Origin of the sequence: Marinomonas rhodophyticola (assembly GCF_026113935.1) — a bacterium.
Taxonomy (GTDB): domain Bacteria; phylum Pseudomonadota; class Gammaproteobacteria; order Pseudomonadales; family Marinomonadaceae; genus Marinomonas; species Marinomonas rhodophyticola.
This window is the reverse complement of sequence record NZ_JAPEUL010000004.1, coordinates 175866-189337: the sequence shown is the minus strand read 5'-3', so window position 1 is coordinate 189337 and position 13472 is coordinate 175866. Positions and strand designations below refer to the sequence as shown.

General features: G+C 42.4%; 16 protein-coding genes and 1 pseudogene. 7 read left to right on the top strand and 10 right to left on the bottom strand.

All coding sequences use genetic code 11. The features are described from left to right. Positions 1–10 precede the first annotated feature (10 nt). Positions 11–499: a delta-class carbonic anhydrase gene (locus tag ONZ52_RS24470; RefSeq protein ID WP_321160227.1), complete on the bottom strand. Its 489-nt coding sequence runs from the start codon at positions 497–499 to the stop codon at positions 11–13. A gap of 287 nt (positions 500–786) precedes the next feature. On the opposite strand from ONZ52_RS24470, the gene ONZ52_RS01540 reads away from it, so the two are divergent. The 3 genes from ONZ52_RS01540 to ONZ52_RS01530 are packed head-to-tail and all read left to right on the top strand — an operon-like array spanning position 787 to position 3001. Then, positions 787–1260, top strand: a complete 474-nt coding sequence (locus tag ONZ52_RS01540; protein WP_265216874.1) for an Lrp/AsnC family transcriptional regulator — start codon at positions 787–789, stop codon at positions 1258–1260. Between the two features lie 47 nt (positions 1261–1307). Then, on the top strand, positions 1308–2096 hold the full coding sequence (locus ONZ52_RS01535; protein ID WP_265216873.1) for an aminotransferase class V-fold PLP-dependent enzyme: 789 nt from the start codon (positions 1308–1310) through the stop codon (positions 2094–2096). A 35-nt stretch (positions 2097–2131) separates the two neighbouring features. After that, the gene (locus ONZ52_RS01530) at positions 2132–3001 is read left to right on the top strand and encodes an aminotransferase class V-fold PLP-dependent enzyme (RefSeq protein ID WP_265216872.1); all 870 of its coding nucleotides are present in this window, start codon (positions 2132–2134) and stop codon (positions 2999–3001) included. 41 nt (positions 3002–3042) lie between these two features. Here the strand turns inward: ONZ52_RS01530 and ONZ52_RS01525 are convergent, their stop codons facing one another. Genes ONZ52_RS01525 through ONZ52_RS25170 form a run of 3 tightly spaced genes read right to left on the bottom strand, consistent with a single transcriptional unit; the run spans position 3043 to position 4601 of the window. After that, a complete protein-coding gene (locus ONZ52_RS01525; protein ID WP_265216871.1) occupies positions 3043–3501 on the bottom strand; it encodes an MOSC domain-containing protein in 459 nt (152 codons plus the stop codon). An 18-nt stretch (positions 3502–3519) separates the two neighbouring features. Next, a complete protein-coding gene (locus ONZ52_RS01520) occupies positions 3520–3945 on the bottom strand; it encodes a GNAT family N-acetyltransferase (protein ID WP_265216870.1) in 426 nt (141 codons plus the stop codon). Then, on the bottom strand, positions 3942–4601 hold the full coding sequence (locus ONZ52_RS25170) for a DUF6500 family protein (RefSeq protein WP_409419218.1): 660 nt from the start codon (positions 4599–4601) through the stop codon (positions 3942–3944). The genes ONZ52_RS01520 and ONZ52_RS25170 overlap by 4 nt, the downstream gene beginning before the upstream one ends. 155 nt (positions 4602–4756) lie before the next feature. On the opposite strand from ONZ52_RS25170, the gene ONZ52_RS01505 reads away from it, so the two are divergent. The 4 genes and pseudogenes from ONZ52_RS01505 (at position 4757) to ONZ52_RS01490 (ending at position 7414) form a co-directional block, all read left to right on the top strand. Continuing rightward, a complete protein-coding gene (locus ONZ52_RS01505; RefSeq protein WP_111606312.1) occupies positions 4757–5017 on the top strand; it encodes a DUF4212 domain-containing protein in 261 nt (86 codons plus the stop codon). Between the two features lie 5 nt (positions 5018–5022). Then, positions 5023–6790: pseudogene (locus ONZ52_RS01500) on the top strand (sodium:solute symporter family protein). Between the two features lie 103 nt (positions 6791–6893). Further along, on the top strand, positions 6894–7181 hold the full coding sequence (locus ONZ52_RS01495) for a hypothetical protein (protein ID WP_265216869.1): 288 nt from the start codon (positions 6894–6896) through the stop codon (positions 7179–7181). Then, positions 7142–7414: a hypothetical protein gene (locus ONZ52_RS01490; RefSeq protein ID WP_265216868.1), complete on the top strand. Its 273-nt coding sequence runs from the start codon at positions 7142–7144 to the stop codon at positions 7412–7414. Before ONZ52_RS01495 ends, ONZ52_RS01490 begins: the two co-directional genes overlap by 40 nt. A 77-nt stretch (positions 7415–7491) precedes the next feature. On the opposite strand, the gene ONZ52_RS25165 is transcribed toward ONZ52_RS01490, so the two are convergent. The 6 genes from ONZ52_RS25165 to ONZ52_RS01465 all read right to left on the bottom strand — a co-directional run bounded on the left by ONZ52_RS25165 (position 7492) and on the right by ONZ52_RS01465 (position 13448). Next, complete coding sequence (locus tag ONZ52_RS25165) at positions 7492–7674, bottom strand: AraC family transcriptional regulator (protein ID WP_428981146.1); 183 nt, start codon at positions 7672–7674, stop codon at positions 7492–7494. After that, positions 7671–8375 carry an AraC-like ligand-binding domain-containing protein gene (locus ONZ52_RS01485; RefSeq protein WP_265216867.1) on the bottom strand — a complete coding sequence of 235 codons (705 nt, stop codon included), beginning with the start codon at positions 8373–8375 and terminating at the stop codon, positions 7671–7673. The genes ONZ52_RS25165 and ONZ52_RS01485 overlap by 4 nt, the downstream gene beginning before the upstream one ends. 280 nt (positions 8376–8655) lie before the next feature. After that, positions 8656–10068: an aldehyde dehydrogenase family protein gene (locus ONZ52_RS01480; protein ID WP_265216866.1), complete on the bottom strand. Its 1413-nt coding sequence runs from the start codon at positions 10066–10068 to the stop codon at positions 8656–8658. Between the two features lie 418 nt (positions 10069–10486). Continuing rightward, positions 10487–11773, bottom strand: a complete 1287-nt coding sequence (locus ONZ52_RS01475; RefSeq protein ID WP_265216865.1) for an MFS transporter — start codon at positions 11771–11773, stop codon at positions 10487–10489. Between the two features lie 40 nt (positions 11774–11813). After that, positions 11814–12824 (bottom strand): SphA family protein, encoded by a 1011-nt coding sequence (locus tag ONZ52_RS01470; protein ID WP_265216864.1) that lies wholly within the window; start codon positions 12822–12824, stop codon positions 11814–11816. Between the two features lie 234 nt (positions 12825–13058). After that, positions 13059–13448, bottom strand: coding sequence for a nuclear transport factor 2 family protein (locus tag ONZ52_RS01465; protein WP_265216863.1), 390 nt, complete (start codon positions 13446–13448; stop codon positions 13059–13061). Between the last annotated feature and the right edge of the window lie 24 nt (positions 13449–13472).

Sequence of the window (13472 nt, the reverse complement as noted above, 5' to 3'; positions counted from 1 at the left end):
TGGCTCACCTTTAATCAAGCAAGCCCCTAGTGTCGGACCTCGGTTTTACCTTTGCCGTGGAATACACATAATGCACTTCTATCGTGTCGCCAGAGTCCACTTCACTGTATTGACTGCTGCACACCGGGCCGCCTTTGCGTGGTGCTAGCTCGGCTTTACTGAGTTGTCCCGAATAACGATAACCGGTTTGATAACCTTTACCATCGCCGTTACCTACGTATTTTGTAAACTCGCCCCCTTTATGCTCAGCATTTTTATGAAAATGAATATTACACAGATTCATTTTATTGGAGGCCGGTGCTTGCTCGAAAATAGGTAGATTACGGCCAAATATTAGATCAATATTTCTAGGAGATTGTGGCCCGACCTGCTGATCTTTGGTACTTTCCTGTAATGCTTGACGCTGTTTTAGAATAACATCATCAGACACCGCATCTTGATCAGCCGCAGAAGCGATACCTGACAACAAAGTTAAACCCACTACGTAAATCTTTTTCATACCTATCCTTAAATAGAAAATCCCTAATACATTTTTAACGCATTTTTGAGACTACTAAGATTTAAAAACATTCCATCAAGCGCCTCTTCTTACATTTTTTTACACCTAACTACATCTCAATTTACTTTTTCATTAATTAAATTGTGTTTGCAAGACACTTTTTTACGCCAAATAAAAGAAACAGAATTCCACTATCCAATACTCTAAAAGAACGTGATTGCAGATGATGAAAAAAAACACGACAATGAGAAATATTTTTCTAATTAATCAATAAAAAAGAGAACAAAATGCACTTAGATGAGATAGATTTGCAACTACTTGCCTTAATTCAAAGTGATGATAGTATTTCTACCGAAGCCATGGCTCAGCAAGTAGGACTGTCTAAAACCCCTTGTTGGCGACGGGTGCAAAAGCTTGAAAACGCAGGATATATCAAGCGTCGTGTCGCCCTATTAGACGCGGACAAACTTGGCCTTGGTGTATCGGTTTTTGTACAAGTTAAAACCAATCAGCATGATGCTAACTGGGCCGATGAGTTTGCTCGCGTTGTGGCTGACTTCCCTGAAGTGGTGGAGTTTTACCGCATGGCAGGGGAATACGATTACTTACTTCGTGTGCTGGTCAAAGACATTCCGGCCTACGACAAATTTTATAAACGATTAATCAGTGCCACCGCATTAACCGACGTCACCTCAAACTTCGCCATGGAGCAGATCAAGTGGACAACTCAGTTGCCCTTGCCCGTCATGAAGAATAAGTGATGAATTAACAGGTTTATTGATGCGGCAAGCCAAATGAGGAAAGAAACATGTCCGTTGCTGCCGCAGAAAGCATTTTAAATCAAGGAACACGAGAGCAAAATACCACAACCCCATCCAATCAAGAGGCTTTGCTTGCCCGCATTCGCGACAGCATCATCGGCAAAAATACACAAATTCATACCCCTTTTGGCGCAAGAACCTTAACTTACGCTGACTATACCGCTTCTGGCCGCAGTCTGGATTTTATCGAAGACGCCATTCGTCAACATGTCTTACCGCTGTACGCCAATACGCACACCGAAGCCAACGCTACAGGCCAACAAACCACCGCCTTTCGCGAGCAGGCTCGACAACAAATTCGAGACGCCGTTAACGCCTCAGCCGAAGACTTGGTGATATTTTGTGGCAGTGGCGCCACCAGCGCGATTAACACCTTAATTAGCCAATTAGGCTTACGTCAATTGAGTGAATCTGACAAATCAGATGTATGCGTTTTTATTGGACCTTATGAACATCACTCCAATGAATTATCGTGGCGAGAGCTGGGTATTGAAGTAATCAGAATCCCAGAATCAAAAGACGGTGGCGTTTGTTTAATCTCCTTAGAAGAGCAATTACTGGCGAATCAAAATAGACGCCTCATCGGTAGTTTCAGCGCCGCATCCAATGTCACAGGGATTTTATGCGACCAGGATGCGATTACCGCCTTGCTACATCGCTATAACGCCCTCGCTTTTTGGGACTTTGCCGCCGCCGCGCCTGTATGTGGCGCTGGATATGAATCCAAGCGCAGACAAAATACTGGCCAAAGACGCCATGTTTTTCTCAACCCATAAGTTTATCGGCGGACCAGGGACTCCAGGGGATTCTGGTGGTCAAAAAAGCTATTATAACTAACCAAAAACCCAGTCTTATTGGCGGCGGTACCGTGTCTTTTGTCACACCGGAGGACCATACTTTTTTGCCCGTTGGCGTTCGTCGAGAAGAAGGGGGTACGCCCGGCATTATCGAATCGATTCGCGCTGGCTTGGTGTTTCAGCTCAAACAAGCTGTGGGCGAAAACGTCATTGAGGCCCGTGAACACGAGCTAGTACAACAGATTGACAAACATTGGCACAATCACCCCAATATTGAGCGATTAGGTCATGCTGATGCCGCCCGTTTGTCGATTACCGCGTTTCGCATCAATACCAAATTTGGCTATTTACATCATGGTTTTATTACGGCTGTCTTAAATGATGTATTTGGTATCCAAGTTCGCGGCGGTTGCTCCTGCGCGGGTCCCTATGGACACCAGCTTTTGGGCATAGACACAACGGAATCAGAACGCATTCAAGAAGCCCTGAAAAAAGGCGAAAAACTGGTTAAACCAGGTTGGGTTCGCTTCAATTTGAATTATTTCTTAGACGATGATGAAGCCAAGTTTATTTTACAAGCCATTGATTTTGTAGCCAAACACGGCATCAAGTTATTACCCTATTACGCTTATGACCAAACGGCCGATTTGTGGCGTTTCCAAGGGCAATCCAACACACCTAAGTCACTGGCCGATTTGCTGTGGCAACAACCATCAACAGCAGAGCACAATGCAAGCTCGACAGAAGATAGACGTACTTACCTAACGCAAGCGGAAGCAATCGTTCGAAGTTGTTTGGCTGGAAAATACACACCACAGCCACAACCATTTAATAAAGAATTTAACGACATTAAACGCTTTGTGTTAGCAGAGGATATTGTTTAATTAGACAAGCCAGAAATGAGCTAATAAATTTTCTCATTGGCTCATTTCTGGATCAAATTAAACTGCATGCCAGTACGCAAAATACCGGTGCTCAATACGTTTGCTCGTAAACCGCCACGACGTAACCAAGCTCTAACGACCTGCGGTGATGAAATAGAATCATTGGCTAGGGATTTCCCTAACGAACCACAAGGTTCACAAAGCTCCACGCCATAAAAACGCACATCGCCAATGGAAAACTCTTGCCCAACCAGCTGGTTAAGTCGCACACCTTGGGTCACTATGTTGCGTCGGGTGGCAGAAAGCCCAATACTTTGCCCGAAATTCGCATTAAAAGCGGCAATTTCTTCACTTTCCACAAAGGTAATATTGGGGCCATCTGTGCCCTTCTTGCCATAATATCGATCACCGACAATGCCTTTGCCCGCATCGACTTTCACAGCATCAATCCCAATCTGAGACTGTTTTGATTTTTTCGACACGAAAATTGCTTGAATCACCCATTACCTCTCTATCTCTTAGAATGTTAAGGACATTTTGCGATAAGGAATATCACCTTTATAAAATCGCTCACCTTGGCTTGTCATACCGAACTTTTCATAAAAAGTCATTGCGCTTTCACGGGCATCACACCAAAAATAAGTCAGCGTTTGTCTATTAAGTTGCTCGATGATAGAAGTTAGCAGCAAGCTACCAATTCCTTGACCTTGATACTCAGATAGTGTGGCAAACTTTCTCAGTCTTGCTGATCTGCCATCATAAAACACAGAAGCCACTGACACTAGGCTACTGCCCATAAACACACCAAAATGCTCCCCTTCTTCGTCGTCGCTAATCCGACAAAAATCAATCGATTTGTCAGGCCAAAGCACACTCTGCCGAATCGTCAATGTCTCTTCGGCACAAATCACTTGAATGGTAAAAGAATGCTTTATCATTGTCATAAAGACGGCTCCATCCAAATCAGTCCTTCATAAGGTTTGGCTATTAAAGATTCAAGTCGGGTTGCCAGAGATCCTGCGTGAAGTTCAAGTTTATGCCCATCTGGATCTTTAATGTATAAAGAATCTCCCTCACTCGTGTTTTCTTGCCAGATTTTTACCGCTTTAAGCGCTGCTTTTTTCTGAATACAAGCTATGGCTAGAGCATCAAAACTAAGCGCAAAATGCGTATAGTCCTGACTGGGTTTCGCTTCACCTAATGACAAACAGAGCCAACAATTGCCATACGACAAGTAAGCCCCCTTATTCCAGCGTACCTCACCTTTAAAACCAAGCAGATCACAATAAAAATGAAGCGAAGCCTCAAGATTGGTAACACTCAAGGTCAGGTGATTGAGACCTTTGTCTTGTTGAACTGCAGGCAATTGAAAGGCAGAGGCATCATCAAGTGATGCGACCAAGGAATAAACTTTGGTGGCTTTTTCAAAATGATTCAATTGATGTCCTTCTATCCACCAGCGAGCAATCGCCATCAAGGTCTTTGGATCATCGTTTTTATTGGCAAAAAAAGCATAAAACGATACCTGAACGTTTTCGCCCTTTTTCCTGATTTTTTCTGCGCAAACCGAAAGAATCTTCTGTTTAATCTCTTTATACATTGTATCTACTCTTACTTTCTCGTTTTTATTACACGATTCACGCACAAAGACATCGCGGTTAAAAATCGCACTATGCGACTAAAGTCTGACTTCTTATTAGACAAACGCCTGCTAAATTAACAAGGCGTATAAAAATAATTATAAGGAGATCTACCGTGTCAGATCATAACATTAATGCAGAAAAATACTGGCAAGCCAACCTCAGGCTCATATTAGGTAGCTTGGTGGTTTGGGCGCTAGCATCCTATGGTTGTGCCATTTTACTTCGTCCTATGCTCTCAGGCATTCAAATCGGAGGAACCGATCTAGGTTTCTGGTTTGCTCAGCAGGGCTCTATTCTTGTATTCATCTTGTTGACCTTCTTCTACGCTTGGAGAATGAACAAACTTGATGAAGAATTTGGCCTTCAGGAGTAAGTCGTATGGATCAATTTACTATCAACCTATTGTTCGTTGGCGGCTCCTTTGCGCTTTACTTCGGTATTGCCATTTGAGACTCGAGCCGGATCGACAAAAGAGTTTTATGTGGCTGGTGGTGGTGTCCATCCGGTATTAAACGGTATGGCAACAGCAGCGGACTGGATGTCTGCAGCCTCTTTTATTTCTATGGCGGGCTTAATCGCGGCGGGCGGTTATGCAAACTCAACGTATCTAATGGGCTGGACAGGGGGTTATGTTCTACTGGCTATGTTGCTCGCACCTTATTTGCGTAAGTTCGGAAAATTTACTGTGCCAGACTTCATCGGTGATCGCTTCTACAGCAGTACCGCTCGTCTGGTAGCAGTTGCCTGTTTAATCATCGCATCAGTCACGTACGTCATCGGTCAAATGACGGGCGCTGGGGTAGCCTTCTCTCGCTTCTTAGAAGTTGATAACAATACCGGTCTTTTGATCGCTGCGGTTGTTGTATTCTTCTATGCTGTTTTAGGCGGCATGAAAGGTATCACTTATACGCAAGTTGCGCAGTATGTGGTGCTCATTATCGCTTATACCATTCCTGCGGTATTCATCTCTTTACAGCTAACCGATTCGGTCATTCCTGCTATCGGTCTTTTCTCTAATCATACTGAGTCTGGTGTGCCTTTGTTACAGAAGCTAGATGAAGTAGTTCGTGAGCTTGGTTTCAGAGATTACACGGCTGATGTGGATAACAAACTAAACATGGTTCTGTTTACGCTATCATTAATGATAGGTACGGCCGGTTTACCACACGTTATCATTCGCTTCTTCACTGTACCAAAAGTCGCTGATGCACGCTGGTCTGCAGGTTGGGCGCTAGTTTTTATCGCCTTGCTATACCTAACGGCTCCTGCGGTTGCGTCTATGGCTCGCTTGAATCTGTTAACCACTATTTACCCATCTGGTCCAACAGAACAACCCGTTGAATACGCGGAACGTCCTGACTGGATGCAAACATGGGAAACCACAGGTTTAATCAAGTTTGATGATAAAAATGCGGATGGTCGTATTCAGTTCTACAACGATGTTCCGGCATTTAAAGAGGAAGCAACAGCGCGTGGTTGGGAAGGTAATGAGTTAACCGTTAACGGTGACATTCTTGTATTAGCGAACCCAGAGATTGCGAACCTTCCAGGTTGGGTAATTGGTCTGATTGCAGCAGGTGGCTTAGCAGCTGCACTCTCAACGGCGGCAGGTCTACTGTTAGCAATATCATCGGCCATCAGTCATGACTTAATTAAAGGCTCGATAAACCCTAATATTAGTGATAAAGGAGAACTAAGAGTTGCAAGGGTATCCATGTTCGTGGCCATTGCCGTAGCAACCTATCTTGGTATGAACCCACCAGGCTTCGCGGCTCAAGTAGTGGCATTAGCATTTGGTATTGCGGCAGCGTCTATTTTCCCAGCACTGATGATGGGGATTTTCTCGAAACGTGTGAACAGCGCTGGAGCTGTCGCTGGCATGCTAGCCGGCCTGATCTCGACCTTGGTTTATATCTTCTTATTCCTTGGTTGGTTCTTTATTCCAGGCACTGCGTCATTCGCCAATACCCCTGATAATTGGTGGTTCGGAGTATCACCACTGTCATTCGGTGCCATTGGTGCGGTGATTAACTTTGTGGTTGCATTTACTGTCTCTTCGATGACAGCGCCACCACCAAAAGAAATCCAAGACCTCGTTGAAAGCGTACGCTATCCTCAAGGTGCCGGCGGTGCTGTTGACCACTAAGGGTTAAAAAGCACATCTTAAAGCATTGGGTCTCACTTCTTTGTGAGACCCAATCTCCCTATAATAAGAATCCACAATTTCAAATTCAAACAAGAGAAGACTTATGTTTTGGGAACTCATTGCAACCATTTTTGCCGGTATTGGTGGCGCAGGCATTGCGCTCATGTTAAGAAAACTGACCAAACAAACCGCTCCTAAATGGCTGGTTCCAGTGTTTGCTGGTGCCGCGATGTTAGGATTCCAAATCCAAGGAGAGTACGATTGGTACCATCACCAAGCCAGTTTATTGCCAGAAGGGGTTGTGGTGGTCAAAACCGTACAAGAAGAAGCCCCTGGCGCCCTTGGAGCTACGTGTTTCCACAAACCTTGCGTTTTATCGCGGCCGACATAGAGAATTCTGCAAAAAATAAAATTGATCCGAACCTTGTTCTAGTCGACTTGTACTTTTTTGAACGTCGCCACATGGCGAAACGTGTTCCACAAATAGTCGATTGCGTACAAGGCGCCAGAACAGATTTCACTCAATCTTTTACCGCTTCCCCAGATTCAAAACAGCCATCAACTTCAACGTGGTATCCGCTTGAAAGTGATGATTTATTATTAAAAGCAGTGTGTAATGGATAGATAAACAAGTCATCGTATCGGATTGCTGATCACCAAGCCCTTTTCAAATCATAAACAGACAAGGCAACTCATTTTAGTTATGCATTTTTACCTTTCAAAAGTAACTCTGCATTGCGATAGGCTCGAGGCGTCATTCCGTATGATGCTTTAAAACATCGGCTGAAATGAGCGCTACTACTGAACCCCCAACTAAAAGCAATGTCCGTAATGGAGTTATGACTAAATCCTGGGTCAATTAGCGTTCTTGCAGCCGCTCTCAATCTTCGATCCCAAATATAATGACCAACCCCCCCATTTCACAGTGTTTAAATAACCTATGAATGGTTCTTACAGAGCAATTATTAGCTTCTGCTATTTGCTCTATGGTTAATAATGGATCATCTAGATGTTGCTCAATATAGTTTTTAACCGCCTGAGTAGTAATGTCTGTCGACGTGCCTAACAGCTCAATATCCTCAACGGCGCCTTGATCTAGGATATTAGGTAACAACTGTAATACTGACTGACCTAAGCTAATTTTCGAATCTAAATTCAATGAGTCATAATTAAAAACAGACTCACTCAACATACCATAAAGTAACTTGGTTAAGCCGTGATCATTACATAGCTTATGCCCTAGAGTATTAAAAAAACCATTTGCTAATGACAAGCTGTTACGCGGTATCGCCACAACAAGCTGATCTGAATACTCGTCATTTGAAATCTCAAATGTATTACGAGTATCAAAAATAAAGGCAGAACCGGGTTCAAGATAGTCTTTTGCCCCTGAACTTTTTAGGCAGGTGACGCCATTCAACTGAACAACGAGAAGTATCGGAGTGGCTGCGAAAGAGGTTGGCGCACTCAATGATCGCCTAAATCGATGGAGGCTCACTCGCAACCTAGAAAGCTGAAGACTACCTAAACTACCACTTTCTAAATTACCTTCAAATCCCCCTTTACCTATCGGCTGAGAATGCACTACCTCAGCCGGTTTAAAGGGATCTGAGTACCTTACCCACAAAATTGGTAATGTACTGTACCCAATTGGATAAACGATATTGTTCTTCAATACCTTCGGTAGATAAATGCATCATGGATTCAGTTTGCATATCGTCCCCTCTTCTCACATTCAGTCAAAAAGATACTCAAATTGGGACCTTGGCTGGATATTTCCAACTAAGGTCCCAAATAGGGTTAAACCGGATAATTCGAGTGCGCTTTCTGCCAAGTAATCCAATGTGTACGCGTAAATTCATCTACTAAATAATCACCGTTAAATCGACCAAGACCGGAATTCTTTTCCCCCCAAAAGGAGCGTTAGGCTGATCATCAATTGTGATGTCATTAATGTGCGTCATACCCGCGACAACACCACGTGAAAAGTTAATACCTCGATCCATATCTGAAGTGAAGACTGCGCTCGAGAGTCCATATTCGGTGTCATTCGCAAGCTGCAAAGCATGTGATTCATTATCAGCAACAATCAGGGACACCACTGGGCCAAATACTTCATCTTGTGCTAACGCATGGCTATTAGACACATTACCATAGACATGTGGCGGTAAAAGCTGACCTTGATGCTCGCCACCAAACAGCTTATCTAAGCTAGCATCAGCGTGCTTAATCTTATTCAGCAAGCCATTAAGTTGCTGCTTGTTAATAATTGGACCAATGATTGTGTCTGCTTCAAATGGATTACCAACCTTAAGGTTACGGACACGCTCAACAAACATCTCGGCAAAATCAGCGTAAAGCGACTTATCAACAATGATTCTATTTGTACTCATACAAATCTGACCTTGGTGCAAGAAGCGCCCGAGTACTGCTGCTCGTACAGCCGCATCCAAATCCGCATCGTCAAGTACAACAAGAGGACAGTTACCTCCCAACTCTAACGCTATGCGCTTAATGTATTGTCCACCCGTTGCAATTCGACCAACGTTACGACCCACATCGGTAGAGCCGGTAAAAGAGATTAAGCTTGGTACTTTATGCGCTGAAAAATAGTCACCTATTTCACTTCCCGCCCCTACAACGACATTGAAAACGCCTGATGGTAACCCTGCTTCATCCAGAATTTTGGCAATCAATAAAGCCCCCGTAACAGGTGTGTCACTGGCAGGTTTAACAACAACGGTATTGCCAAGCACGAGAGCGGGGAAAATAGAACGAATACTGAGATAAAGAGGAAAATTCCAAGGGCTGATGACACCAATCACACCAAGTGCTTCTCGAAAGACAAAACTCTTCTTGCCATTAACAGGATGGCTCATTATTTTGCCTTCAACACGATCAGGGTAACTCATGCATTCTTTTGTGAGTGCATAAGTACTCTGCCATTCTAGAGTCGCCTTAATACGAGTACTGCCACTTTCTTGAATAATCCATTCAATAATTTCTTCTTTGCGCTTGCTCAGGATAGAAAGAACTTTCTCAATGTAGCCAATTCGCTCTGCAGCATCTGTTTTTGCCCACGATATCTGCGCAGATTGAGCGCAATGAAACGCCTTATCAACATCATCACATGAAGCAAGTTGGATGCTACCCAGTACATCATTATTAAACGGATTGATATTCTCTAAGGAACGAGATGAAGAGCCGGACACCCACTCACCATCTATATACTGCAATGAAAAATCAGCATATTTTGCTAGGTTATTATTTATATTCATTTTTACAAACCTCACGCTGAACGCAATCAACTTCGTTGTTTTTATAGTCATGATTCAAAGCCTCTTGCCTATCTCCTGCACACTAAGCACATCTAAAGCTAGATGAGCGAGACGCTAAAACTGAGAATGGCCGCACTTTAAAATCAATATATCCCACCATTTAGGATTTATCAACTAAAACACATTATGAGAAATAAATAAATTAATAGATAAAATAAGCCTGACAAAGTAATGCCACTCAAAAGTAAAAAGTTTCTTGTATTTTTAAGCGCAGATGGAGGCTTCTATTTCACAAATAAGCAGTTCTAGAGTTGAACTCTCGCACGCTAGATAAAAAAAGAGCCTCGGACGAGGCTCTTGATATGACAGAAATTCATGGGATAACAAGGGGATGATTATCCCATTTCTCTAGATCATTTTAGAGGTTCTGACGGTTAATTTTTGAAGGGGCGGTTTCCTTTAAAAAGAGAGTCACAATGAAACCCAAAACCATCGCCCCAGTAGCCACATACAAAATATATTGAATACCAAAAACTTGTGCGACCATGCCGACCATAAAAGACACGACACTGCCAGCAAATATCTCTCCTGTACCAATAACCATACCCGAAGAGCTAGAACGTAAATGTTTAGGCACAGACTCCGCACTGATAGGTCCAACCGTTAATGCTAGTAAGCTGTAGATAAACAACACGCAAACAAACACAACAGTGAATAACGCAGTCATGCTGCTAGCATCCATATTTATTAAAACCACCAAGGATAAAGCACCACCAAGAGACGACAAACTGACAGCGGCTTTTCGTCCAATTTTGTCAGATAATGCAGGTAAGCATATCGTCCCGACGGTGCCACCAAAACCAATAGCGGACAAAATAAAGCCCATTTGATTTAAATTTAACTTTAAATAATCCGTTAAGTAGTTTGGCAAAAATGCCGCCAACACTGTCAACACTGTCAACCAACAAAACATGGATACAACGCCCAAAGACACATTTCTATATTTGAATATATCGTACCATTTGCTAGCTGGTGCCCCTTTAATGACAGCATCAGCTTGCTCTTCCTTGGGGATATTTGCCAGTATTTGTGGATTATCTCTCAGTATTTTATACATGAAATAGGCAACAACGAATCCCGGTAAAGCGACTAGCGCAAAAATAAAATGCCAATCAACCACATTCAATAATTGTGTCACTAATACAGGGGCAATACCTAAACCAAACAGTGGAAATGCCGCCTGTTGAAGACCGATATTTAATCCTACTCTCGACGGCTTCGAAGCATCCAGCGTCGCAATAATACTACTTGGCGTATAAGCTCCTTCAATCAAACCAATGCCGATACGAATGAGCAACAATGAACCAAGCGTCGTTGCTAAGCCACTAAAACCAGCCAGTAATGAGAAAAGCACCAAAGAAGGTATAAGAATGGCTTTATGCCCTACTTTATCTGAAAACCTTCCCATAAAGATGGAGGAAAAACCCCAAGCGATACCCAGTGCGCCAGTGAGCAAACCAATATCGCTATAATTTAAATTAAGCTCTTTTGCCAACACAGGAAACATAGGCATGATGATAAACCTATCGATCCCAACCAAACCAAACCCTAAAAACAACAGAAGGATCGCTTTTACTTCATACGATTTATCCCAGTCCTTTTCAGAGATTTGCTCTATTTTATGTTCATCTACAATAATAGACATAGTAATGTTCTCTCAAATACAAGTAGGTTCAAGGCGGGGTTTAGAATTTGTGTGCTATTCTAAACTGCAGTTTCAATTCGTTTCTGAATCGATTCTCAACCATACTTTCGGAGTATGTATTCACCCATACATTGGTGCTTTGATCTTTTGAACTCCAGAAAACACCCGGTCCGATACCAAGGACCTCTTCCTTAGAATCTGCCAACGTGTCGCCATTCACTTTGTCATCAGTTAATTGTTTTAAGTAATAACCGTTTAAACCTGCGCGCAACCCTGGAAAAATTTCATAGGATGTCGCAAAGTTCATATACACAGCTTGACCGGATTGCGTGTTGTCTACCGCTCCACCATTCCATGTCAAAGGAGCGCTACCTGCTGGCTCAGAGTTTTCGAAGTTATAAAGATAATTAATACGGCCACTTATTTCGACACGAGGTGCTGGCAAGACGGTAAACGACCAATTGGGAATTAATGTGACGTAATTGTTAGATTGGTTAAAATCTTTGTCTGCATCATACCCACCCGTTGGAACAATCACATCAACAGCAATACGATGAGAAAATACAGGTCGGCCATCCTTAATAGAAGGTGGAAGCTGGAGGTAACCTGACAAGGTAAGATCGCCCAGCTCGGTACCATTATCTTTCAATTGCGGCCCGGTATTACCAAATGAGGCATCTAAACTAACCAAGGGAATAAATGCTGAAACACCATATATTTCACCAGACTCATTCGGCTCAAACTTATAGTCAATTTGGTTAATTGCTACCGTTACATCAAGGTTTGGTGAGTTAAAAGCAGCAGCATTGTTGCCATCACTGTCTTTTAGCGATGTACCGTTTTCTTTTTGAAGATATAACAAGTAAGTCACTCCAGAGGAGTTACCTGAAAAACCATCAAAAAAGCTCGTTGATCCCAAACTTGTTCCTTTTGGTAAGGTTACTGTTGGTGTAACCGCTAAGGAACTAGCACTGTATACAACAGCCAAAGACAATAATGTTTTTGCAAATAGTGCATCTGCTTTTATAAAATTATTTTTATATTCTCTCATGGTAAAGCCTCTTATTTATTGTTATAGTTCACAAATTAAACCAAGAAAAAATCTAATAATTGTCTAGAAATGTCATTTTTGCACCCCAGCGACAATGTAGTAAAAAAAACAGTAAAAACTTTCAAATAAAAAACTAAATAACATCCAAGAATCCCTCTAAAAAAAGAAACAACTTGTAGAAAACAAAAATTAAATTTCATAAAAAATAAATCAAGTAAAAGAAATATTTTTTAATTAATCAGGAAAATAAGTAGATTGAAAAACAGAAATTTTCCAATCCTTTCCATATTGTTTCCAAACCTCTATAAAAAAAGATTTTGGGTAGGTTGGTGCATCGTTACCTTGCTTATAAATACACATAGACATAACACCAGATATAATTGCTACATCACCAGCTAAATCAATATTTCGATCATTGGTTTCGATACTTATGTATTTCACACTTGGCACAAAATTGAGGTAACTGTCTCGATCATCGATTCGGCCAGTTGCATGAACATAACGCAATGTCTGTGTAGATAGGCCCGATAAAGCCACCATATCTTGTTCAATAAGCGCTTTAGCGCGTGACAAATGCGCATGCAAGACTCTAGCCTCATCCTGCAATAAATAAGGTTCGTCCATTTTATCTCCTAAAGTTAACGATAA

What these genes read in the sequence shown, in the direction of transcription:
- ONZ52_RS24470 (WP_321160227.1), bottom strand. Translation starts at nt 499, where the DNA reads ATGAAAAAGATTTACGTAGTGGGTTTAACTTTGTTGTCAGGTATCGCT.
- ONZ52_RS01540 (WP_265216874.1), top strand. Translation starts at nt 787, where the DNA reads ATGCACTTAGATGAGATAGATTTGCAACTACTTGCCTTAATTCAAAGT.
- ONZ52_RS01535 (WP_265216873.1), top strand. Translation starts at nt 1,308, where the DNA reads ATGTCCGTTGCTGCCGCAGAAAGCATTTTAAATCAAGGAACACGAGAG.
- ONZ52_RS01520 (WP_265216870.1), bottom strand. Translation starts at nt 3,945, where the DNA reads ATGACAATGATAAAGCATTCTTTTACCATTCAAGTGATTTGTGCCGAA.
- ONZ52_RS25170 (WP_409419218.1), bottom strand. Translation starts at nt 4,601, where the DNA reads ATGTATAAAGAGATTAAACAGAAGATTCTTTCGGTTTGCGCAGAAAAA.
- ONZ52_RS01495 (WP_265216869.1), top strand. Translation starts at nt 6,894, where the DNA reads ATGTTTTGGGAACTCATTGCAACCATTTTTGCCGGTATTGGTGGCGCA.
- ONZ52_RS01480 (WP_265216866.1), bottom strand. Translation starts at nt 10,068, where the DNA reads ATGAATATAAATAATAACCTAGCAAAATATGCTGATTTTTCATTGCAG.
- ONZ52_RS01475 (WP_265216865.1), bottom strand. Translation starts at nt 11,773, where the DNA reads ATGTCTATTATTGTAGATGAACATAAAATAGAGCAAATCTCTGAAAAG.
- ONZ52_RS01470 (WP_265216864.1), bottom strand. Translation starts at nt 12,824, where the DNA reads ATGAGAGAATATAAAAATAATTTTATAAAAGCAGATGCACTATTTGCA.
- ONZ52_RS01465 (WP_265216863.1), bottom strand. Translation starts at nt 13,448, where the DNA reads ATGGACGAACCTTATTTATTGCAGGATGAGGCTAGAGTCTTGCATGCG.